Annotated in this window: 17 protein-coding genes; all 17 read left to right on the top strand. The window is 60.1% G+C overall.

Features of this window, described 5'->3' with window-relative positions; genetic code table 11:
- Positions 1–210: hypothetical protein (locus tag P5540_17960; GenBank protein HRT66709.1), on the top strand; the 210-nt coding region annotated here is incomplete at its 5' end.
- A gap of 46 nt (positions 211–256) precedes the next feature.
- Positions 257–1249 (top strand): immunoglobulin domain-containing protein, encoded by a 993-nt coding sequence (locus P5540_17955; protein ID HRT66708.1) that lies wholly within the window; start codon positions 257–259, stop codon positions 1247–1249.
- A 509-nt stretch (positions 1250–1758) separates the two neighbouring features.
- Complete coding sequence (gltB, locus tag P5540_17950; protein ID HRT66707.1) at positions 1759–6303, top strand: glutamate synthase large subunit; 4545 nt, start codon at positions 1759–1761, stop codon at positions 6301–6303.
- Positions 6290–7762 (top strand): glutamate synthase subunit beta, encoded by a 1473-nt coding sequence (locus P5540_17945; GenBank protein HRT66706.1) that lies wholly within the window; start codon positions 6290–6292, stop codon positions 7760–7762. The genes gltB and P5540_17945 overlap by 14 nt, the downstream gene beginning before the upstream one ends.
- Before the next feature lie 223 nt (positions 7763–7985).
- A complete protein-coding gene (locus P5540_17940) occupies positions 7986–8192 on the top strand; it encodes a cold shock domain-containing protein (protein ID HRT66705.1) in 207 nt (68 codons plus the stop codon).
- 108 nt (positions 8193–8300) lie between these two features.
- A complete protein-coding gene (locus P5540_17935; protein ID HRT66704.1) occupies positions 8301–8789 on the top strand; it encodes a CYTH domain-containing protein in 489 nt (162 codons plus the stop codon).
- 112 nt (positions 8790–8901) lie between these two features.
- Positions 8902–10794, top strand: a complete 1893-nt coding sequence (mutL, locus tag P5540_17930) for a DNA mismatch repair endonuclease MutL (GenBank protein ID HRT66703.1) — start codon at positions 8902–8904, stop codon at positions 10792–10794.
- A 15-nt stretch (positions 10795–10809) separates the two neighbouring features.
- A complete protein-coding gene (gene miaA, locus P5540_17925; GenBank protein HRT66702.1) occupies positions 10810–11865 on the top strand; it encodes a tRNA (adenosine(37)-N6)-dimethylallyltransferase MiaA in 1056 nt (351 codons plus the stop codon).
- Positions 11849–12583: a class I SAM-dependent methyltransferase gene (locus tag P5540_17920; protein HRT66701.1), complete on the top strand. Its 735-nt coding sequence runs from the start codon at positions 11849–11851 to the stop codon at positions 12581–12583. Before miaA ends, P5540_17920 begins: the two co-directional genes overlap by 17 nt.
- A complete protein-coding gene (gene bshC / locus P5540_17915) occupies positions 12583–14133 on the top strand; it encodes a bacillithiol biosynthesis cysteine-adding enzyme BshC (protein ID HRT66700.1) in 1551 nt (516 codons plus the stop codon). The genes P5540_17920 and bshC overlap by 1 nt, the downstream gene beginning before the upstream one ends.
- Positions 14130–15020, top strand: a complete 891-nt coding sequence (bshB1, locus tag P5540_17910) for a bacillithiol biosynthesis deacetylase BshB1 (protein ID HRT66699.1) — start codon at positions 14130–14132, stop codon at positions 15018–15020. The genes bshC and bshB1 overlap by 4 nt, the downstream gene beginning before the upstream one ends.
- Positions 15021–15035: 15 nt before the next feature.
- The gene (gene bshA, locus P5540_17905; protein ID HRT66698.1) at positions 15036–16151 is read left to right on the top strand and encodes an N-acetyl-alpha-D-glucosaminyl L-malate synthase BshA; all 1116 of its coding nucleotides are present in this window, start codon (positions 15036–15038) and stop codon (positions 16149–16151) included.
- A 36-nt stretch (positions 16152–16187) separates the two neighbouring features.
- On the top strand, positions 16188–18530 hold the full coding sequence (locus P5540_17900) for a beta-galactosidase (protein ID HRT66697.1): 2343 nt from the start codon (positions 16188–16190) through the stop codon (positions 18528–18530).
- Between the two features lie 58 nt (positions 18531–18588).
- Positions 18589–19878, top strand: coding sequence for a glycosyl hydrolase family 28-related protein (locus P5540_17895; GenBank protein HRT66696.1), 1290 nt, complete (start codon positions 18589–18591; stop codon positions 19876–19878).
- A 181-nt stretch (positions 19879–20059) separates the two neighbouring features.
- A complete protein-coding gene (locus P5540_17890; protein HRT66695.1) occupies positions 20060–20842 on the top strand; it encodes an FAD-dependent thymidylate synthase in 783 nt (260 codons plus the stop codon).
- Positions 20843–20881: 39 nt separating this feature from the next.
- Positions 20882–22924, top strand: a complete 2043-nt coding sequence (locus P5540_17885; protein HRT66694.1) for a fused protease/ribonucleoside-triphosphate reductase — start codon at positions 20882–20884, stop codon at positions 22922–22924.
- Positions 22925–23044: 120 nt separating this feature from the next.
- Positions 23045–23434 carry a hypothetical protein gene (locus P5540_17880; protein HRT66693.1) on the top strand — a complete coding sequence of 130 codons (390 nt, stop codon included), beginning with the start codon at positions 23045–23047 and terminating at the stop codon, positions 23432–23434.
- Positions 23435–23440: the final 6 nt, after the last annotated feature.

Raw genomic sequence — 23440 nt, 5'->3', positions numbered from 1 at the left:
ACAGTCGCGCTGAATAGTACATGCGACTATAGCCCGACGCATTATATGGCAAGTGAAAATGCTGGTTTTGCAGGCGCGTCGTGGTCCGTGTACTCCACAAGCCCGACGTTCACGCTTTCCGCGGGCGCGGGAACCAAGACGGTCTATTTCAAGACAAAGAACGAAATCGGAGAATCGTCTGAGATTAGTGATACAATAGTATTAGAATAAATGAAAAAATATACAATTAATATATATATTTAAATGGGCCCTCAAAATGAGATTGATCTGTAGAGAAACTAATCAAACTGTTTTCATCGTTTGCTTTGCAATATTATTCATTGCAAAATATGCAACAGCTGCCCAAGTTTCACTATGTGATTATTGGCCTCACAAGGCAGGAAATAACTGGTTTGCACGATATCCAGACGAGTACTTTGATCAAAGGTTCTCTTTTGACGAAGAATTCGAGGTTAATGGATATTGCGTCTGGAAAACACTTGAAGGAATTATGGGTGACTTCAGTTATCCTAAAGTTCTATATCGTGTTTTTATGGATGACTGGCTGTACATCACGAATAACCAAGCAGACTTGGTTCAATTGCCGAATATAACTGGCGATCTCAAACGGTTCCTGCCTTTAACGATTTCTTTGGACGAATCTTTTTTTTCGCCATACTTGAACGAGGCGATTACTCCTCGTATGGCGTCATTGTTCGAGTTCTTTCCTGAACGAGGTATTCGATTACTTGGGGGAGATTTGAGGTTATTCCCGTTCGGTAATCAGCCTGATGTCCTAGTCTTCATGTCGCAACCGGGACAGAATTTTCCATTATTTGGTTTGGGAAAAGGTCTAGGCGTGCTGTTTTATGCGTGGTTTGTTATTGACACAATTACGGTGCTGGGCGGTTGCGATTCCTCGCTTGCGATCACACGGCCGCCCGTCGGCGGGAGGCATGAGGAGGGGAGCCGGTTGGAACTGAGCGTGGAAGTCGCGGGCAAGTCGGGCGGGCTGTTGTACCAGTGGATTCGAAACGGGATCTATGCGACAGGCCAAACCGGTTCCGTCTACACCATCGAGGCGCTGGGATTTGGCGATGCCGGCCGTTACAGTTGCATCGTGTCGAATCCGGGCAAGGGAAGCGTCCAGACCCTGCCGGTGGAGATACGCGTCGTCGAAGCCGGCACGCTGCCCGCGGCGGGCCTTTCGGGCCTTGCAACGCTGACGCTGGCAATCGGCGGCCTCGCCGCTTTCCGCCGCGCCCGGTAATCCCGCGAAACATCAGACGCGGAAGAGGAACAGCCCCACTTTTCCGCGGGATTTCCTCGTTTTGGCCGTGGACATCACGGATCAAGCCTCGCGATCCCCGACGCGTGACAGACTTCCGTGCCGTGTCCTTTGCGTTTGCGGCGCAAGGTTTATCCGCCACGGCGCCGGCCGACTCATCCTTTTGTCCTGCTCGAATCGGCCCAATGATTTTTGGTTTGCGTGAAAGCAGGCGATTCGGGAGCGAAAAAAATCGGGATCACGCGATTTTCGGGAATATTGGGTTGATTCCTCCGGTCTTTATGGCATAGGATCATTGCCTCCATTTGGAACCGCGGCGTGGATGCGATTTGCCGCGGGTTTCATGAAGAAGGGGCCGGTTCAATCACAGGAAAACGAGCGAAGACGGCAACCCCTCCCAAAGGCAATACGCGAATCGGAAGACGGAAGGCCGTCTCCGGCGAGTGAACAGCGCGTCGTTCCGCGCGGCACGGAACAACCGGGAAAGGCACATGTTGAACGCAATGAGGCTTGAGACCGAAAAAGGGCTTTACGACCCGCGCTACGAGCATGACGCGTGCGGCGTGGGATTCGTCGCGAACATTGACGGAACGGCCACGCATACCATTATCCGCCAGGGCATCCAGGTTCTCGAAAATCTGGTGCACCGCGGCGCCTGCGGATGCGACCCGGACACGGGCGACGGGGCGGGCATTCTGACTCAGCTTCCCCACCGGTTTTTCGCGGAACAGGCGGAGACGCTGGGATTCGAACTGCCGCCGCCGGGCCGTTACGCGGCGGGGATGGTGTTTCTGCCGTCCAAAACGAAAGATCGCAAGGCGTGCATGAAAATCGTCGAGGGCGCCGTTGCCGGGGAAGGGCAGACGTTTCTTGGCTGGCGCGAGGTGCCCCGGGATTCGTCGGCCATCGGCTGGCTGGCGCGGCAGAACGAGCCGGTCATCATGCAGGCGTTTATCCGGCGCGAACAGGGATTGGATGTCGAAGGGTTCGAGCGCACGCTGCTCGTCATCCGCAAGATCGCCGAAAACGAGGTCCGCCGGTCGGACCTGCCGGAAAAGGCGCAATTCTATATTCCGAGCCTCTCGGCGCGGACCATCGTCTACAAGGGCCTCATGCTGGCCCAGCAGATGGACCACTATTACCCGGATCTTTCCGACGAATTGTTCGAAAGCGGCCTTGCGCTGGTCCACCAACGGTACAGCACGAACACGCTGCCGACATGGCCGCTGGCGCATCCGTTCCGGTTCCTCGCGCACAACGGCGAAATCAACACCCTGCGCGGCAACATCAACATGATGGCGTCGCGGGAAAAGCATCTCGCCAGCACCTTGTTCGGCGAAAACATCAAGAAACTCCTGCCGATTCTGACCGAGGGGGCGAGCGATTCGGCGATGCTCGACAACGCGTTCGAAATGCTCGTGCGCGGCGGCCGTTCGGCGGCCCATGCGCTGATGATGATGATCCCGGAGCCGTGGAGCGGCCACGAAACGATGCCGGACGACAAAAAGGCCTTCTATGAATACCATGCGTGCATGATGGAGCCGTGGGACGGCCCGGCTTCGATCGCCTTCACGGACGGCGTGCGCATCGGGGCGGTTCTCGACCGCAACGGACTGCGCCCGTCGCGCTACTGGATCACCGACGACGGTTTCGTGGTGATGGCTTCGGAGGTGGGCGTGCTCGACATCCCGCAGGAGAAGATCGCGAGGAAAGGGCGGCTCGAACCGGGGCGCATGTTCCTCATAGACACCGAAGAACAACGCATCGTCGGCGACGAAGAAATCAAGGAATACTACGCGGCGCTGCGGCCCTACCGGAAATGGCTCAACCAGTACCGGCACATGCTTCCGAAGGAATGCCCGCCGATAGACCGCATTCACGAAAACGCCTCGCTCGCCGAGCGTGAAATGGCCTTCGGTTACACCCAGGAAGATTTGGACATCGTCATGGCGCCGATGGCGGCGGACGCGCACGAGGCGGTCGGTTCAATGGGGAACGACGCGCCGCTGGCGGTCTTGTCCAGCCGTCCGCAGTTATTGTTCAATTATTTCAAGCAGCTTTTCGCGCAGGTCACGAATCCCCCGATCGATCCCATCCGCGAAGAAATCGTCATGTCGCTCGAAACGACCATCGGCCGCGAGTCGAACCTCCTCGACGAAACCCCGTATCACTGCCGGCAGCTTCATCTGTCCTCGCCGATACTGAGCGACGCGCAATTGAAATACATCAAGGACCTCGACGCGCCCGGCATCAAGCCGGTGGTCATCCCGACCCTGTTCCCGGCGGCGGAGGGCGCGGCCGGCATGGATGCGGCCCTCGAACGGATCTGCTCGGAGGCGTCGGCGGCCGTGGAGGACGGCGCCACGATCCTCATTCTTTCCGACCGGGGCGTGGATGCGGATCATGCGCCGATTCCGAGCCTTCTGGCCATGGGCGCGGTCCACCAGCGCCTCGTGCACGAACAGAAACGCACCATGTGCGGCATCGTCGTCGAATCCGGCGAACCGCGGGAAATCATGCACTTCGCGCTGCTCACGGGGTACGGCGCGGGCGCCGTCAATCCCTATCTGGCCTTCGAGGCCATCTACGACATGGCCCTGCGCGGCGCGTTGCGCGTGGAAAGCCCCGCCGACGCCGTTAAAAACTACGTCAAGGCCGTTGAAAAGGGCCTGCTGAAGGTCATGTCGAAAATCGGCATCTCGACCCAGCAAAGTTATCGAAGCGCCCAGATTTTCGAGGCCATCGGCCTCGGCATGGAGGTAATCAATCGCTGTTTCACCGGCACGGCGTCGCGCGTCGGCGGCATTGGTATCGAAGAAATCGCGCGGGAGACCCTCCTGCGGCACAAGATGGCATTCTCCGGCCAGGACAAACTGCGGGTGGGACTCGATCCGGGGGGCCAGTACCGGTGGCGCCAGCGCGGCGAATTCCACCAGTACAATCCGGAGACCATCGCGGCGCTTCAACACGCCGCCCGTTCCAACGATTACGCGCGCTACAAGGAATTCGCGGCGGCCGTCAATGATCGGGACCGCACGTTGGCCACGCTGCGCGGCCTGCTGAAATTCAAAAAGGGCAAACCGATTCCCCTCTCCAAAGTGGAACCGGCCACGGCGATCGTCAAGCGTTTCTGCACGGGCGCCATGTCGTTTGGATCGATCAGCAAGGAGGCCCATGAAACGCTCGCCATTGCGATGAACCGTCTCGGCGGACGCAGCAATACCGGCGAAGGCGGCGAGGATCCCCTTCGGTTCGAGCGCGAAGCATCCGGCGATTCACGGTCGAGCGCGATCAAGCAGGTGGCATCGGGCCGGTTCGGCGTCACGAATGAATACCTCGTCAATTCGCGCGAACTCCAAATCAAGATGGCCCAGGGCGCGAAACCCGGCGAAGGCGGCCAGTTGCCCGGCCACAAGGTTTTCGCCGAGATCGCCAAGGTGCGCTACTCGACGCCGGGCGTCGAACTCATTTCGCCGCCGCCGCATCACGATATCTACAGCATCGAAGACCTTGCCCAACTGATCCACGATCTGAAAAACGCGAACGTCCACGGCGCGGTGTCGGTCAAGCTGGTCTCGGAGGTGGGCGTCGGGACCATCGCGGCCGGCGTCTCCAAGGGCAAGGCGGACCTTGTTTTGGTCAGCGGCCACGACGGCGGCACGGGCGCCTCGCCATTGACCTCCATCAAGCACGCGGGGCTGCCGTGGGAACTCGGCCTTGCCGAGACGCACCAAGTACTGGTCGAAAACAATCTCCGCAGCCGCATTCGCGTGCAAGCCGACGGCCAACTCAAGACGGGCCGCGACGTGGCGATTGCGGCGCTGCTCGGCGCAGACGAATTCGGTTTCGCCACGGCCCCGCTAGTCGTCTGCGGCTGCATCATGATGCGCAAGTGCCATCAAAACACCTGCCCGGTCGGCATCGCCACGCAGGATCCCGAACTGCGCCTGAAATTCAAGGGCAAGCCGGAGCACGTGGTCAATTACTTCATGTTCGTCGCCGAGGAACTCCGGGAAATCATGGCGGAACTCGGATTCCGGACCGTCAACGAGATGATCGGCCGCGCGGACATGCTTGAATTCAATCCGCTGCCCGGACACTGGAAGGCGCGCAAACTCGATTTTTCGAAAATCCTGTACGTTGCCAAGCCGTGGAAAGGCGAGACGTTATATTGCAGCCAACCGCAGGATCATGGCCTCGCCGGCGCGCTCGACCACGAGATCATGCGCAAGGCGCGCCCGGCCCTCGAATACAAGGCCCCTGTCCGCTTCGAGCAGAAAATCCGAAACGTCAACCGCACCGTCGGCACGATGCTTTCCAGCGAACTGACGCGGCGGCACAAACTCGGCATGTATACCGGCAGCCTGCCCGAAGACACGATTTGGATTGACTGCAAGGGCAGCGCAGGACAGAGTTTCGCGGCGTTCGCCGTCAAGGGCGTCACCTTCTGCATCGAGGGCGAGGCCAACGACTACCTCGGCAAGGGGCTTTCGGGCGCGAAACTGATCGTCAAGCCGCCCGCCGAATGCCGGTTCAAGGCCGAGGAAAACATCCTGATCGGAAATGTGGTGCTCTACGGCGCGACCAGCGGCGAATGCTATTTCCGCGGCATGGCCGGCGAGCGGTTCTGCGTGCGCAACAGCGGCGCATGGGCGGTCGTCGAGGGTGTGGGCGATCACGGCTGCGAATACATGACCGGGGGCCGGGTCGCGGTGCTCGGCAAGACCGGCCGCAATTTCGCCGCCGGCATGAGCGGCGGGATCGCGTTTGTGTACGACCCCGACGGCACGTTTCCCGTGCGCTGCAACCAGGCCATGGTGGACTTGAAACCGCTGCACCGGATGAGCATCCCCGAACTGCGCAGCATGATCGAAAAACACGTGAAATACACCGGCAGCCCCGTCGCCCAGCGTATTCTGGACACGTGGGACCTGTCGTCGCGCCGATTCGTCCGCGTGATGCCGCGCGACTACGCCCGCTCGCTCAAGGAACAGGAAAAACGCATGACCGAGGAAACGACCCATGTGGCCCGCTAAAGAAAAAGGATTCATGACGTTCAAGCGGGAACTCCCCGCTAATGTGCCGGTGGACGAACGTGTCAAGTCCTTCAGGGAATTCACCACGTCGCTGCCCGAAATCCGCATTCGCGAGCAGGCGTACCGCTGCATGAACTGCGGCGTGCCGTTCTGCCATTCCGGCTGTCCGCTGGCCAACCAGATTCCGGACTTCAACGACGCGCTCAAGAACAACCACTGGCGGGAGGCCCTGGCGATTCTCCACTCGACCAACAATTTCCCCGAAATTACGGGGCGGGTGTGTCCGGCGCCCTGCGAGACTTCGTGCGTGCTGGGCATCAACGAGCCGCCGGTCGCCATCGAATACATCGAGCGCGAGATCGTCGAGCGAGGGTGGCGCGAAGGCTGGATTGCCCCGCAGCCGCCCGATAAGCGCACCGGCAAATCCGTGGCCATCGTGGGTTCCGGCCCCGCCGGATTGGCCGCCGCGCAGCAACTCAACCGGACCGGTCATGACGTCACCGTGTTCGAGCGCGACGACGAACCCGGCGGCCTGCTCATGTACGGCATTCCGGCGTTCAAACTCGACAAGTCCATTCTCAAGCGGCGCCTGGATCAACTGAGGGCCGAGGGCGTCCGCTTTCAATGCGGCGCGTGGATCGGCAAGAATGTGCCCGTAGGCGAACTGGAAACGTTCGATGCCGTGCTGCTGACAATTGGTTCGACCAAGGCGCGCACGCTCGATATCCCCGGCGCGAACCTGAACGGCATCCATCTCGCCATGGATTTTCTGCCGCAACAAACCCGGCGGCTGCTCGGCAAGGACATCGAAGGCCCCGAAATCTCGGCCAGAGGCAAAAACGTCGTCGTCATCGGCGGCGGGGACACGGGTTCCGATTGCGTCGGCACGGCGATCCGGCAAGGCGCGGCGCAGGTGGTCTCGCTCGAAATCATGCCGCGTCCCCCGTTGGAACGCGACCCCGCCACGCCTTGGCCGATGTGGCCTTACATGCTGCGCACTTCTTCAAGCCATGAGGAAGGCGGCTCACGCGATTGGAGCGTGTTGACCAAGGAATTCCTCGGCGAAAATGGAACGGTCCGGCAATTGCATTGCGTCCGCGTCGAATGGATCAAGGATGCGTCGGGTCGCATGAAAATGCAGGAAATTTCCGGCAGCGATTTTCGGATTGACTGCGATCTCGCGCTGCTCGCCCTGGGTTTCCTGCACCCGGAACACGATACCGTCGTCCGCGCGCTGGAACTTGAACGGGATTCCCGCGGCAACATCAAGACCGAATCGAATTTCGAGACCAGCCGATCGCGCGTGTTTGCAGCCGGCGATGCGCGCCGGGGGCAAAGCCTGGTGGTCTGGGCCATCCGCGAGGGACGCGAAGCCGCCCGATGCCTCGACTTGGCACTGATGGGCTTTTCCAATCTCCCCAGCCTAGCCTCCTACGGCTACGACACGCTGGCCGGATAACCATTCATGGTCGGCGGATTGTTGTGCGTTGCTAAATCCGACAAAAGAATCTTATTGACAGATTTGACCGCTAATTGGTATGATAGGAGTAGAATCACGATAAACATGGGAGTTGGTTTGGACGTTGGCGCGAAAGAGTGGGTCATTCGTGTTGGAAACGGTCCGGTCCCATGCGGAGGAAGTGGAAGTGAGCGAACAGGAAGTCCAAGAGAAGTGCAAGGGAATGGTCAAGTGGTTCAGCGATCAAAAGGGCTATGGATTCATTGCCCGTGAAGGCGGACCGGACGTATTCGTCCATCATACCGCCATTCAGATGAAAGGGTTTCGCACGCTCAAGGAAGGCGAAGCCGTATTTTACGATCTGCTCCAAGGCGCCAAAGGGCTGCAAGCGATCAACGTAACGCCTATCGAGGCGGAAACGCAGACCTGATAGCCTCAAGACGTCTTTTTGGTACGACCAATTACGCGCTACAGGTGAAGTGTTTCTTTCCATAACGATCCCTGCTCCGTTATAATGGCCTGTAAAAGGGTTGACGGGATGGGTATCGAAATCGAACGAAAATTCCTGGTGCGGGATGAGTCGTGGCGAAACGAGGCGGACGCGGGAATCGTTTGCGTGCAGGGATACCTGTGCGTGGGACCGCCCGTGGCCGTGCGCGTCCGCATTATGGGCGTGTCGGCCAACATCAATATCAAGAAGTCAACGCTCATCATCCAGCGCGACGAATTCGAGTACCCCATTCCCCTCGATGATGCGAAGGAATTGCTGGCGGGTCTTTGCGACGGATATCCTGTCGAGAAGACCCGCTACCGGCTTCCGTACGGTGGTTACACGTGGGAAATTGACGAATTTGCCGGAGTGAATGCAGGTCTTGTCGTGGCGGAAATCGAATTGCCGCGCGAGGACGCCCCGTTCGAGCGTCCACCTTGGCTGGGCGCGGAGGTTTCGGCCGATCCGCGTTATCTGAATTCCAGCCTAAGCCGCCACCCATTCACCCATTGGTCATCCAACAGCGCACGGGACTGATTGTCCTGTCTGTTGTGCGTATGTTCCGTGGGGCATTCCCGGATGCGGAAGAGGGTTTGCCCGCGTCCGCGGCGTTGGTCTACAATCTGTCCAAGAGGGAGCGGGAAACGGCATGAGTTCCGAAGTGTCCATACCGCCGGTGCGGTTGCTGCCGGAAGAACTGGCCAACAAGATCGCGGCCGGCGAGGTGGTCGAGCGCCCGGCATCGGTGGTCAAGGAACTGGTCGAAAACGCGCTGGACGCGCACGCGACGCGCATCGCGGTGCGGCTCGTTGCGGCGGGACGACGCACCATCGAAATCGTGGACAACGGCCATGGGATGTCGGAACAGGACGCGTTACTGGCCATCGAACGCCACGCGACCAGCAAGATACGCAAGGCCGAGGACCTCGACGCAATCAGGACGCTCGGCTTCCGCGGGGAAGCCCTGGCGAGCATCGCGGCGGTGTCGCATTTTGAATTGACCACGCGGCGCACCCGGGACGAATCGGCGACGCGCATCCGGGTGGACGGTGGCGTGCTGCGCGACGTGTCCCATGTGGCCGCGCCCGTGGGAACCCGCGTAACGGTCGGGCGGCTGTACTTCAACACACCCGTACGCGCGAAGTTTCTCAAAGGCATCACAACCGAACTGAGCCATTGCATAGACTGCGTGCAGCGCCACGCGCTGGCGCAGATCGGCGTAGGCTTCCAATTCTTTCACAATGACAAGCCCCTGCTCGACATCCCCGAAATGGCCAGCCTCCGTGAGCGCGCGGCGCTGATCTGGGGTCTCGGTTTTGCCAAAGACATGCTGGACCTTGAAGGCGAACAGGCGGGGTTCACGTTCCGCGGACTGATCGGTTCGCCGCGGCTTTCGCGATCCCAGCGATCGCACCAGTTCTTTTTCATAAACCGGCGGCCCGTGGTCAACCGGTCGCTCCAATATGGCCTTGAAGAAGGATACCGGGGCCTGTTGACGGTCGGCCGGCATCCCGTCGCCATTGTCCTGCTTGAAACTCACCCGCGATTCGTGGACGTCAATATCCACCCGACGAAACGCGAGGTGCGGTTCCGTGACGAACGCGTGGTGCGCGACGCCATACGCGATATCGTGCGCCACCGGCTCGAATCGGTTGATCTTCCGCGCGAAATGCGCCGGCCTGCCATGGATCCCGGCGAAGGGAACGAAATACCGGTAGCCCCTGATTCCGACCCAACCATGCGGAAAACGGAAGCGCCATCTTCATCCCGGGAAACAACCGAACCGCGTTTTTCCGGCAACGCCGTTGCCCGGGGCGAAATGCACACCGGATCGGACACCCCATCGGGGATACCGCCAATAACGCAGCCGCCGCGTCCGGTACAGTCGCAACTGTCCGAGATGTTCGGGGAGGCGGACACCGAAGACGCGACGCCGGAGGCGTTCTACGAGCCTGTCGGCATGCTTGCCGAGGCCCCCTTGCAGATTTTCGACACGTATCTTATCGTGCCCGAGGAAGATCGCCTCCTAATCATCGATCAGCACGCCCTTCATGAGCGGCTGACCTACGACATGCTTTGCGCGGATCTCGAGGATCGCGAATATGCCTCGCAACAACTGGCGGTTCCGCTGCTGGTGGATGTCCCGCCGTCCCATGTAAAACTGCTTGAATCCAATACCGCGTTGTTCGCCAAACTCGGCATCGAACTCGAACCCTTCGGCGGCAATACCTTCCAAGTCACGGCGGTGTGCACGCTGTACGACGAATCCCGCGTGCCGGATATCATCTATCGCGTGCTCGACGAACTTTCACAGGGCGATCTGTTCGACAAGGACACGCTCGTGCCGGATCTGCTTCGCCTTGCCGTCGAGGCTTGCCGCGGTTCCGTGAAGGCCGGCGATCGCCTTACGCCCGAGGAGCGGCGCGGCCTGCTCGAGGGGTTCCGCCGTCTGCGCCCGCCGTATACCTGTCCCCACGGACGTCCCATCATCACGGAACTGACCCAAATCCAGATGGAAAAGAGTTTCCGCCGGCGTCAGTGAAAAAAGGGATGAAGGATGAAAGAAGAACGCGCGTCCATGTTCGATTCCCTTTCTTTGTCGCCCCACGCCGGCGCCACTCCTTATGCTTTTCCGCAGGCCATCGTCATCGCGGGTCCGACGGCCTCGGGCAAGACCGCGCTCGCCATCGCCTTGGCCCGGCGTCTTGGGACTGAAATAATCAGCGCCGATTCGATGCAGTTCTACCGGGGAATGGCCATCGGAACGGCCGCGCCGACACGGGAAGAACAAGCCCTTGTCCGCCATCATTTCGTCGGTTTCCTCGATCCCGCCGAGGATTTTTCGGCAGGCGCTTTTGAAATTCTCGCGCGCAAGGTGGTTCGCGATCTCAATGCGCGGGGACGGCCCGCGGTGGTGGTCGGCGGATCGGGGCTTTATTTGCGCGCCTTGTGCGGAGGCCTGTTCGACGGTCCCCCGAAAAACGAGGAGATTCGCCTCCGCCTGCGCGCGGAAGCGCGCGAGCGCGGCGTGGCGGCGTTGTACGAACGATTACGGGCCGTTGACGCAGACTATGCCGCCCTTATCGGCGCGAACGACTTGCGTCGGATCGTTCGAGCGCTTGAAGTGCACGAGATCACGGGCCGCCCCCTTTCGGCGTTGCACCGCGAACACCGCGAACGCCGTGAGCCGCTCGACGCCGTCTGGGTGGGAATCGATCTGCCGCGCGAGACGCTGTATGCACGCATTGATGCCCGCGTGGATGCGATGATAGCCCAAGGATTTGCCGGAGAAGTCCGGGCGTTGCTCGATCGCGGGTATATGCCGCATATCGAACGGCTGAAATGTCTGGGATATCGCGAAATGGCCGCGCATCTTCTCGGCGAGATTTCGCTCGATGAAGCCGTCGCGCTTGTCAAGCGCAACACCCGCCATTACGCCAAACGCCAGATTTCCTGGTTCCGCCGAGAATCCGAAATATACTGGATCTCGGCCATCGGTCCGGAACAAGCGGCCGTTACGGTCATCAACGCCATCGAAGCCGGCCAAGCCAAACCGCCGGGCGCCCGTTTTGATGGATATCAAGAGGACAAAGACGATGTCCGGCTGGCATGAACACGGATTTGGGGCATTGTATCCCATCGTCTACGCGCACCGCGATGTGGCGTCGGCCCAGATCGAAGCGGCCTTCGCGGCGGAATGTCTCGGCCTGAAACCGTCCGACCGTTTGCTGGATGTGGGTTGCGGCACGGGCCGCCACCTCGTGCACCTCGCGCCCCTGGTCGGATGCGCAATCGGACTGGATTTCAGTGAAACGCTTTTGGCGCGGGCGCGCGACACCCTGCACGAGGCAATATGGGTGAGGGCCGACATGCGGCATTTGCCGTTCGGGGAGACCTTCGACGCCGCCACCAGTTTCTTCACAAGCCTCGGTTATTTTGCGCGGGAAGAAGAAAATGAGCGCGCCCTCGCGGAACTGGCCCGCGCATTGAAACCGGGCGGCCGTTTTTTCGTGGATTACTTGAACGCGCCGAACGTGGAACGTACGCTGGAGCCGGAATCGTTTCACGAACGGGACGGTTTCGGCATTCACGAGCGCCGCTGGATCGATCCGGCGGCACGGCGGGTAAACAAGGCCGTTCGCGTGACGCGCGGCGCCGATACCGTGGGCGAATGGCAGGAATCGGTTCGGATGTATACTGAAAAAGAATTCCGTGCATTGCTGGCCCGGAACGCCCTTGCCGTTATCCACGTATTCGGCGATTTCAACGGATCGCCGTTGACGGATACGCGGCCGCGCATGATCCTGGCCGGCCATAAGGAGAAGATTTGATGCGGAATCTCCTGGCGGATTATGTGGCCGAAGCACCGGATCTCATGCCGTTCTATGCGCGACCGCCCCGGGCCTTGTTTGCCTCGTTGCCGAAGACGCCCCCGTGGGATCCGGAACTGGCGGCGGCCGTGGCGGACTACAATGAACGCATCGGCGGCCATGCCGTATTCACGGGCGACGAGGCGGCCATCGTGACCGGGCAGCAGGCCGGTCTCCTGACGGGGCCGTTGTATACAATCTACAAGGCGGCCACGGCCGTTTTGCTTGCGCGCAAACTGCAGGCGCGGTCCGGGCGCCTGTGCGCGCCCGTGTTCTGGGTGGCCAGCGAGGATCACGATTTCGAGGAAGTGCGCACGGTCCACCTGCTGGCCAAAACGCACGAACTGGCTACTTTGCGATACGAACCTTCCGCGCCGGCCAGTGGTATGCCGGTAAGCCGCGTACCGGCGGAGGCATCTTTGCATGCCCTGATAGACGATACGGCGTCCAAGGCGGCTGGATCGGAACACAGGGACAGCATCGCGTCGTTTTTACATGAATCGCTCGACGCATCCGCGTCGTTCGCCGAGTGGACGGCGCGGATAATCGCGCGCCTGTTTCGCGACACGCCCCTAATCCTGTTCGAGCCGCACCTTCCCCCGGCGCGCACGCTCGCGCAACCGATCGTCGAACACGCGATACGCGAACCGCTGCTGGTTTCGCGACTCGTGAACGAGGCCGGCGAACGCCTGGAGGATCTCGGATATCCCCGCGCCATCGTCAAGGGCGGCAACGAGTGTGCGTTCTTTCTCGATGAGGACGGATGCCGCATCAAAGTCACGTTCGAGGACGGCTGTTTCCGCTTGGCCGACAAAGACCGGGCGTACGGCATGGATGAAATGCTGGCGATGGCCGCCGCCGAACCGGGGCGGTTCAGCGGAAACGTCGCCTTGCGTTGCCTCGTGCAGCAGCGATTGTTTCCCGTGGCGGCGTATGTGGCCGGACCGGGCGAACTGGCCTATTGGGGCCAGTTCAAGGCGCTTTTCGAATCGTTCGGCCTCGATATGCCGGTCGTGTACCCGCGCGCGCAATGCGTGTTGTCCACGCTGAAACTCAACCGGTTGCTGGCGAAACTGGGCATCGAACGGGACGAATTGGCCGGTTCGCCGGAGGGGCTTGCCGAAACCGTTCTGCGGCGAACGGCGGATGAAACCGCCGGGAACATCGTGGCCCGCCACCGGCAGGCCATGATGGACGCATGGCGGCAATTCGCGGACGAATTGGCGCCGTACAGCCCGGCGGCGGCGGCGATGGCCCGCAAGACGGCGGAACGCGCCGCAAACGACATCGAACGCATCGAAAGGGCGCTTCAGCAGGGCGATGCGGCGCGGGCCACGGCCATCCGGGAACAGATTGCGCGGCTATGCACGGCTTTTTTCCCCCTGCGCAAACCCCAGGAACGGGTTTTGAACATTTTTTCGTTTTTATTTGAGCATGGATGGGAATTGATTCCCCGGTTGTTGAAGGAAATTGACATCGAAACCTTTGCACCCAAGGAGATCGAACTGTGAAGAAGACCGGCCCTTCCAACACCGCTTCCCCCGACTCACAGCCCCAAGGAAAACTGGGCGCAGAGACCCCTTCAGAGACCACCACGGAGGCGCGGGAGGCCACGTTGTCTCGCGCGAAAGGCCATGCGAACTTTTCCCCGGACGCATCGTTCGATTCGATGATCCTTCCCGTCGGGGAAGACCTTGCCGTGGACGTGATGGCGGTGGGCGCGCATCCCGACGACGTCGAACTGGGCGCGGGCGGATTGCTGCACAAATTGGCCCGTCTCGGCCACCGGACGGCCATTCTCGATCTGACCCGTGGCGAAATGGGATCGCGAGGTTCCGTCGAAGAACGCATGGCCGAGGCCCAAGCCGCGGCGGCCATTCTGGGCGTGGTCCGTCGCGCCAATGCCGGACTGCCCGACAGCGCGCTTTCCAACACACACGAATTTCGCCTGCGCGTCATCCCGTTTATTCGCGCCTTTCGTCCACAAATCGTGTTGGCGCCGATGGACAACGACCGGCATCCCGACCATTCGGCGGCGCATCATCTTGTTCGCGATGCCGCGTATTTTGCCGGACTGACTCGCATTGACACGGAACAGGAACCGCACCGGCCGCCGATCATCTACTTCTATCACCCCTACCGGGAAGAAGGCATGCCATCCTTGATCGTGGATGTGTCGGATGATTTCGAGGCCAAACTCGAGGCGTTGCGGGCCCACGCATCGCAGTTTTTCAATCCCGCCTATGTTGGGCCCGAAACGCATATATCGGGAAAGGCTTTCTGGGAGAGTATCCAAACACGCGCCGCGTATTGGGGTTCGCGCATCGGCGCTTCCTACGGCGAGGCCTTCTACGCCGAGGGTTCCATCGGTGTCGGTTTGTTGCCGGGACTTGAATAATAAGGGGTCATCTCAATGCGCATAGGAATTACATGCCATCCATCGGCAGGCGGCAGCGGTGTGCTGGCCACCGAATTGGGCATCGCCCTGGCCAAACGGGGCCATACGATTCATTTCGTCGCGCCGGAAAGCCCGTTCCGCCTTGCCGACTATTACGACAACGTGTACAGCCACGCCGTCTCGACGGTCATGTATCCGCTGTTCCAGCAGCCGCCGGGGGCCTTGACGCTGGCCGCCAAAATCGCCGAGGTCGCCGAAGAGTTCGGTGTGGATCTCTGGCATGCCCATTACGCCATCCCGAACGCGTCGAGCGCCATACTCGCCCGCGAGATGCTGCCGCCGGAAAAACGATTTCCGATCGTGACAACATTGCACGGCACCGACATCACGCTGGTCGGAACGGATCCGTCTTTCTATCGCGTGACCCTTCACGCCATGCGGAACAGCGACGCGGTAACCGCCGTGTCGGATTGGCTCAGGCGGGAAACCGAACGGGAATTCGCCATCGAGCGGCCTGTCCGCGTAATCCACAACTTTTTGGATCCCGATCGTTTCAAGCCGGAACCGGCGCGCCGCTGTCGCTTGGCGGATCCCGACGAGAAAATCGTCATGCACGTGTCGAATTTCCGCCCGGTCAAGCGTGTGACGGACGTCGTCCGCGCATTCAAGCGGATACTCGACCGCGTTCCCGCGCGGTTGATCATGATTGGCGACGGTCCCGAGCGCCTTTCGGCGGTCGGCGTTGCGCGCCAGTTGGGCATCGCGGATCGCATCAAATATCTCGGCAATCAGGAGCGCATCGAAACGATCATACCGTGCGCGAATGTGGTCTTGCAGCCCAGCGAACACGAGAGTTTCGGACTCGTCGCACTCGAAGCGATGGCCTGCGAAGTTCCCGTCATCGGAACCGACAGCGGCGGCGTGCGCGAAGTCGTCGAACACGGCATTACCGGATATCTCTGCGAAGTCGGCGACATTGACAGCATGGCCGGGTACGCCATCGCGTTGTTTGAAAACCCGCAACGCGCCCGGGAAATGGGACGCCAAGGGCGCATGCGAGTCCGGGAACGTTTTTCGCAGGATCAAATCGTACCGAAATACGAGGCGCTTTATGCGGAGGTTGCGGGATAAATCCCGCCCCACGCCGCACAACCAAGGAGAAACGGCATGATCCGGGCAATCGGTTTCATTAGTGCGGCGGCTTTGGCCGCGGCGGCATTCGGCGATGGTCTCGAAGGGCTTTCATGGCGCGCCACGCCATCGGGCGCGGAGGAAAACGGCCTGCGCGTGTTGTCGGGCGCGGATGGCGCGACCACATGGACTAAACAGGATGGCGCACCGTGTATCGCGAACCAACCGGGTTCGACGCCGCCGTCCGTTTACCTCTATTTCGATATTGACGATTCGCGCGCGGAAGGAGCGGAAGGGCCGGTTTATCTTGTGATCGAGTATTTCGATCATGCGCCGGGCGGCATCATCCAGGCCGAATACGACAGCGCAACCGGAGAAGCGCACAGCGCGCGGTACCTGCACAACGAGGATCAATGGGGCGGCCTGTGCGGAGGCCGGAAAACATGGGAAAAGGCCGTATTTCTGTTGGCCTCGCCCCGATTCCGCAACGGGGAAAACCTGGGCGCGGATTTTCGGATCAGCGGCGCGCCGCTTTTCGTCCGTTCGATGTATTTGACCCGGCGCCGTCCGGATTTCGCGGACCATCTCGACACCCTGGACCTTGCCCGGGTGAAGCGGCTGGTCGAGATCGGCGATGGCGGCGAATTCATTGTCGGCGGATTCGATCCCGCGCGAAAACAGGACGTTTCACACATGGTCCGCGCGTTGCGCGGCGCGGCGCCGGCGCTGAAATCGTTGGGCGTGACGAGCCATGAGGGGTATGTCCGCTGGAACCTTTGCGAACCCGAAGAGGGCCGCTACGATTGGAGCGTGTACGACGCGTTCGTGGAAGTCTACAAACAAAGCGGCCTGAAATGGGTGCCGTTTCTCATTGTCGGTTCGGCGTACAGCCTGCCGGACTGGTACTACAAGAAACCGGGATCGCAGGGGTTCGTCTGTCTCGAACACGGCGAGACCTGCGACGTCGAATCGCTGTGGAATCCCGTATTGCGCGGCCACGTCGCGCGGTTCATCCAAGCCTTCTGCGAACACTATCGCGACACGGGCGTCATCGAAAGCATTCTGCTGGGGGTCACGGGCAACTACGGCGAGGCCATCTACGTCGCGACGGGCAACGACTGGACCGCAGACATTCACGGCCCCTACCATACACATTCGGGATACTGGGCGGGGGATCCCTATGCGGTCAAGGATTTCCAGCAATGGCTGACGAAACACTATGCCGATATTGCCGCGTTGAACAAGGCATGGAATGCGCAGATCGCGGATTTCGCCGCAGTCAGGCCCTTCCTGCGGAAGGACGCCCCAAACGACCGGGCGTGGCTCGATTTCTGCCAATGGTACATCGGCGCGATGACGGATTGGTCGCGGTTTTGGATGCAAGAAACGCGCAAACATTTTCCGAAAGGCGGCATTTATCTGTGCACGGGCGGCCACGCGCCGCCGGAACACGGCGCGGACTTCGGCGATCAATGCAAGGCGGCGGCCGAAATCGGCGGCGGCGTGCGCATCACGAACGAGGGCAGCGACTACCGCGCGAATTTCTCGCTGACGCGGTGGGTCGCGTCGGCGGGCCGCCAGTACGGCGCGTATTACAGTTTCGAGCCGGCCGGTGAGGTCAACGCCCAAGGCGTAATCGCCCGTATCTACGGCGCGACGACTTCCGGCGCGCTCGGATTGCACTACTACTATCCCAACCTTTTCGGTTCGGACGCCGCGCGGGAAAATTTCGTGCGATGGGGCCGTTTTTTCAAACAACGCGATCCAAATATCGAAGTCGCGGTGTATTATCCCGAAACCTTTATCCGGCTGAATGGAAACGAATTTCTTGGGAAAGTGCAACCCCTCCGCGACTGCTTCGATTTCGACTTCATGAGCGACGGGCAAATCCTCGACGGCGGACTGAAGTCCATTCGCGCGCTCGTGCTGGTGAACGGCAACGTGAGCGAAGCGGCCGTGTGGGCGACTGTCGCCGAATGGGTGAAGAACGGCGGGCTGCTGCTCTATCCGTCGGGCATGGGCCGCTTGCGCACCGTCGAGGGCGATGATCAATTCCACGAGGCCTTGTTCGGATCACAAGCCGAACCGGGCAAGGGCCGTGTGGTGGTTTTCGACGGCAAGGGCACACAGGCCGGTTATCGCGCGGCCGTATCCGGCGCACTGGTCCGCGCGCGGGAACTCGGCGCGGCCACGCGCGCCGTAATCGCCGCCGACGGCCGCGAGGATCAGGTGTATGCGGCGCTCTGCGGGCGCGACGAGGTCCTCTGGCTGAATTACACGCCGCACAAGGTCAAAAAGGGCAACAAGGTCTTGCCGCCGTACAGTATCGTCTCCCAACACGTTCGCGCAATCGCGGCCGGCAGGCACGACGGCTGGTAAGATCGCCGAAATTGAAGCGACAGATAAACGGGACATCACGCAAGAGGAGGAATACAGGATGAATGGCTGGATAGTGGCTATGGTATTGATGGGCGGGATTCTCTGCGCGGGCCAGGCATGCGCGGCGGACGGTAAAAAGACTTCGGAGTGGCCGGTCGTGGATTTCGGCGCGGCGGGCGATGGGGAAACGGACGATACGGCGGCCTTTCAGAAGGCCATTGACAAAGCCGCCGAAAAGGGTGGAGTCGTCCGGGTTCCGGCCGGCCGCTTCAAACTGGCGGGCAGTCTCCAGTTAAAGCCGGGCATAACCGTGAAAGGCGCCGGGGAATCGCCGATGGCCATCGAACCCTTGACGGGCAGCGTGCTGCTCGCAACGGGCGGACGCGACGACGAATCCGCGCCGGCCTTGTTCGAAATGGGCCATTCGTGCGCCGTCATGGGCGTTACCATCTGGTATCCGGAGCAACAGCCCACGGATATCCGGCCCTATCCGTGGACGTTCCACCTCGCCGGATTCGACAACACGGTCGAAAACGTCACGCTGATCAACAGTTACAACGGTATCCGGGTCGGCCCGGAACCCAATGTCCGACATCGCATCCGCAGCGTATACGGCTGCGTCTTGCGACGGGGACTGTTGGTGGACAATTGCACGGATATCGGGCGGGTGGAAAACGTGCAGTTCCACTGCCATTGGTGGAGCGCATCCGCCACCGGCGGCGCATGGGATCCCGTGTTCAATTACATGGTGGCGAATCTCGAAGCCTTCGTGTTCGGCCGCACCGATTGGGAATATGCAATGAACAATTTCGTGTTCCCGGCGAAAATCGGTTGGCGCTTCATCAAGACGGAGGCCGGCGCGTGCAACGGCCAGTTCACGGGCAATGGCGCCGACGCCTGCGAAACCGCGGTGCAGGTGGATGCCATTCAGCCGATGGGACTGCTCATCACCGGAGGCCAATTCGTCGCCTTTACCGGCGCCGATCCGGTCGAGGTGCGCATTTCAGATACCTGCAACGGCAACGTGCGCTTCGTCAATTGCGCCTTTTGGGGACCGGCCCTGCACAACGCCGTGATCAAAGGCACGGGGTTCGTCTCTTTCAGCGATTGTTATTTCAGCAGTTGGAAGGACGACGCAAAAGACAAGCCCTTGGTGATCGTCGAATCCGGACGCATTCAAGTGAACAATTCGACCTTTGCCACCGGGCAGCCCTCCATCGAATTGGGACCGCAAGTGGCTCATGCCATCATCCAAGGCAATAATGGGCATGAGGGTGTACGAGTTATAGATAACACCGGAGGCCGGGCCGTTCTTTCGAACAACGAGCCGCAAAAGTCGCCTTCCTAAGCCGACACAATATACAGTGCCCAAATCCGCAATCACCGCAACTTATTGTGTCCGTTAGGGTTGCGAAGATAGGCCTCGATCACGAAAATTTTGATGGAAAAATGGGCGGAAGGATACTATAATCTGCCCCCCGATGGGGCCGTCCGGAACTTGGTGTTCCGGCGGTTGGAGGATAGGACGCGTGAAGTTTGTGGAACCGAAAGTCTTCTTGGTCGGCGAAACGCGCGCGGTCGAAAGCGGGCTTCAGGCCTATTTCGATCATGTGGGCGTTTCGGATTGGAAGACGGATGCCCCAAGCGACGCGGAGCGGCTGTGCGAAATTTTCGGGCGGCTATGTTACCGATCCTTCGAGCCGGGCCTGAATCCCAACGTAACACGCGTGCGACAGGGCAATGCGCCGTATTTGCGGCACATCGAGGAGGTTGGCCACGGCAGCGTGCTTGAACATGCGACCGTGAACTTCATTTTTGCGGATGTGAGCCGGGTATTCACGCATGAGTTGGTCCGTCACCGCGCCGGGGTGGCTATTTCGCAGGAGTCGCTTCGATTTGTCCGGCTGGACGCCCTGTCGGCCTACGTGCCCACCGTAATCCGGGAAAACGAGGAAGGCATGACCCTATTTGCCAAAACGCTGGAACAGCTGGAAGCCATCCAGCGTCAATTGGCCGGGGTGTACGGCATCGAGGAGGAAACCTCATTCGACAAGAAGAAAAAATTGACCTCGGCCTTTCGCCGAATCGCACCGGATGGCGTGGCCACGACCATCGGCTGGTCGAGTAATTTTCGGACGCTGCGACATGTCATTGAACGCCGGACCGATCCCGCCGCGGAGGAAGAAATCCGGCTTGTGTTCGGTTTGGTGCATGAAATTCTGCGGGACCGCTATCCGAATGTGTTCGGGGATTACACGGTTGAACTGGTGGATGGTTTGCCCTGGGTAAAGACCCCTCATGGGAAAATATGATTGCGCGAAAATGAACAGTTGCGTTGGGAGGCAAGGACCATGTTTCGTGTAAGTGAGACGTTCAGGCTGTCGGACGATTTCGTGGCGTCGTTTCGCGGCAAGCAGCCCAAATGGGGGCCGCTGGGGTACATCACCTTCAAGCGAACGTACGCGCGTGTCGTTTCAGACGATTCGAATCGCACCGAGGAATATTGGGAAACGGTGCGGCGGGTTGTCGAGGGCTGCTACACCATCCAGATGAATCATTGCCGCAGCCTGAAACTCCCCTGGAACAACGCCAAGGCCCAGCGTTCGGCGCAGGAAATGTTCCGCCTGATGTGGGCCTTCAAGTTCCTGCCGCCGGGCCGCGGGCTTTGGATGATGGGCACGGACTACATCTGGGAACGCGGCAGCGCGGCGCTGAACAACTGCGCGTTTGTCTCGACCGACGAGATCGAAGTCAGTTTCGCCGAACCGTTCTGTTTCCTGATGGACATGTCCATGCTGGGCGTGGGCGTGGCCTTCGACACAAAAGGCGCGGGCAAAATTTTCATCCAGCGGCCGGTGGTGTCCGATGAAACCTTCGTGGTCGAGGATTCGAAGGAAGGCTGGTGCGAGGCGGTTCGCTGCCTGCTCGAATCGTATGCCGGCACGCGCCCCCGACCCGCCAAACTCGACTTTTCCCGGATACGCCCCGTCGGTTCGCCCATCAAAACCTTCGGCGGCATCGCGCCGGGCCCCGGCCCGCTGATCGAGTGCATCGGCAACATTGACCGCGTGCTGAAACCACGCATCGGACAACGCATCTCCTCGACGGACATCACGGACCTGATGAATGTCATCGGCAAATGCGTCGTGTCGGGGGGCGTTCGGCGGACCGCCGAACTCGCCCTCGGCGCACCGGAAGACGCCGAATACCTCAAACTGAAGGATCCGAATCTATACCCCGAACAACTCAAACTTTGGCGCTGGGCGTCCAACAACAGCGTCTCCGCCGAAACCGGCATGGATTACCAGGAAGTCGGCACGCAGACCGCAAAAAACGGCGAGCCGGGTTATTTCTGGCGCGAGAACGCCCGCGCCTACGGGCGCTTCAAGGATGGCGAAACATGGGCCGACGCCAAGGTCGCCGGGACGAATCCCTGCGCCGAGCAAAGCCTTGAATCCTACGAGATTTGCAACTTGGTTGAGACCTTCCCGTCGCTGCACGATTCCTTCGAGGAATACGAGCGCACCCTGAAATTCGCCTATCTTTACGCCAAAACGGTTACGCTGGTCCCGACGCACAACGAGCGCACCAACGCGATCATGCTGCGCAACCGCCGCATCGGCCTGTCGCAATCCGGCATCATCGAATCCTTCGAGAAACACGGACGCCGAGCGCATTTCAACTGGTGCGACAAGGGCTATGCCTACATCTGCAATCTCGACAAGATTTATTCGCAATGGCTGTGCATTCCTGAAAGCATCAAGAAAACCAGCATCAAGCCAAGCGGCACCGTGTCGCTGCTGCCGGGCGTCACGCCGGGCATCCATTACGCGCACTCGAAATATTATATGCGGACCATTCGCCTCGACAAGACCAGCCCGCTCGTCGAGCCGATCCGCCGCGCCGGCTACCGCATCGAGGAATCCGTGTACGGCGACAACACGCTTGTTGTGTATTTCCCCGTCGAACAACGCAACTTCAAGCGTTCCAAGCGCAATGTTTCGATCTGGGAACAAGTCGAGAACATCGCGCAGATGCAGTATTACTGGGCCGACAACCAAGTCAGCGCCACCGTGACCTTCAAGCCCGAAGAAGCCGACGACATCCCGAATATTCTCGAACTGTACGAAACACGCTTGAAATCCATCAGTTTTCTGCCGCTCACCGATCACAACTACCCCCAGGCGCCCTATCAGGAGATAACCCGCGAAGCCTACCTGCTGGCCGTCTCCAAGCTCAAGCCCCTCGACTTCAGCGCATTGAACACCAAAGAAGCCCAGGACATTTTCTGCGACGGCGACAAGTGCGAGATCCAGCCCACTCCGGAACATTTCCCGGAACCGCAGGAACTCCCCTTCGTCGAAACCGAACGCCGCGAAACCGTCGAGGTGTGACGCCGGATACAACAGCCGCTTTCGCGGATTTCATAAAATAGCGGCGCGACGTCATGCACCTGTTTGCCTACTCCTCGCCCCCCTGGTGCTGTTGAACCAAAGCGTTCTACGACATGCACCGTGAACAAGGCGACCGCCACACCAACATTTTGCGCAAGTTTTAAGCCGTATTGTACCAACTCCGCAAGAGAAAGCCTTCTTCGCTGGGGCGGGCAGATCAACCACGATGTTGCGGAGGTGATGCGCGTAGTCCAGCCGGAGACGTATCGGAAAAGGGTTCGACAATCCAAGCGCGGTATCGTCTTCAAACGTGCCGGTCGGCCTTGCGCCCCGATGGCCATGGTCAATCTCGTCTTGCGCATGGCGGAGGAGATCCCGCGCTGGGCTTACCGAAGGATCATAGGCGAATTCAAGAAGCTCGGCATTCGTATCGGTTCCTCGACCGTAAAGAAGATATTGGATCATCTGTGTCCAAATCACGGCTTGCAGAATGCCATTTTGAACAAATAGACAACT

The sequence above is a fragment of the Candidatus Hydrogenedentota bacterium genome, from assembly GCA_035450225.1.
GTDB lineage: Bacteria > Hydrogenedentota > Hydrogenedentia > Hydrogenedentales > SLHB01 > DSVR01.
The sequence above is the reverse complement of the archived record's forward strand: the minus strand, read 5'-3'. Positions and strand labels throughout refer to the sequence as shown.

Bases quoted from the DNA above. Each gene is read 5' to 3' on its own strand.
- P5540_17955 (HRT66708.1), top strand. From the start codon at position 257: ATGAGATTGATCTGTAGAGAAACTAATCAAACTGTTTTCATCGTTTGC.
- gltB (HRT66707.1), top strand. From the start codon at position 1,759: ATGTTGAACGCAATGAGGCTTGAGACCGAAAAAGGGCTTTACGACCCG.
- P5540_17945 (HRT66706.1), top strand. From the start codon at position 6,290: ATGTGGCCCGCTAAAGAAAAAGGATTCATGACGTTCAAGCGGGAACTC.
- P5540_17940 (HRT66705.1), top strand. From the start codon at position 7,986: ATGGTCAAGTGGTTCAGCGATCAAAAGGGCTATGGATTCATTGCCCGT.
- P5540_17935 (HRT66704.1), top strand. From the start codon at position 8,301: ATGGGTATCGAAATCGAACGAAAATTCCTGGTGCGGGATGAGTCGTGG.
- mutL (HRT66703.1), top strand. From the start codon at position 8,902: ATGAGTTCCGAAGTGTCCATACCGCCGGTGCGGTTGCTGCCGGAAGAA.
- miaA (HRT66702.1), top strand. From the start codon at position 10,810: ATGAAAGAAGAACGCGCGTCCATGTTCGATTCCCTTTCTTTGTCGCCC.
- P5540_17920 (HRT66701.1), top strand. From the start codon at position 11,849: ATGTCCGGCTGGCATGAACACGGATTTGGGGCATTGTATCCCATCGTC.
- bshC (HRT66700.1), top strand. From the start codon at position 12,583: ATGCGGAATCTCCTGGCGGATTATGTGGCCGAAGCACCGGATCTCATG.
- bshA (HRT66698.1), top strand. From the start codon at position 15,036: ATGCGCATAGGAATTACATGCCATCCATCGGCAGGCGGCAGCGGTGTG.
- P5540_17900 (HRT66697.1), top strand. From the start codon at position 16,188: ATGATCCGGGCAATCGGTTTCATTAGTGCGGCGGCTTTGGCCGCGGCG.
- P5540_17895 (HRT66696.1), top strand. From the start codon at position 18,589: ATGAATGGCTGGATAGTGGCTATGGTATTGATGGGCGGGATTCTCTGC.
- P5540_17885 (HRT66694.1), top strand. From the start codon at position 20,882: ATGTTTCGTGTAAGTGAGACGTTCAGGCTGTCGGACGATTTCGTGGCG.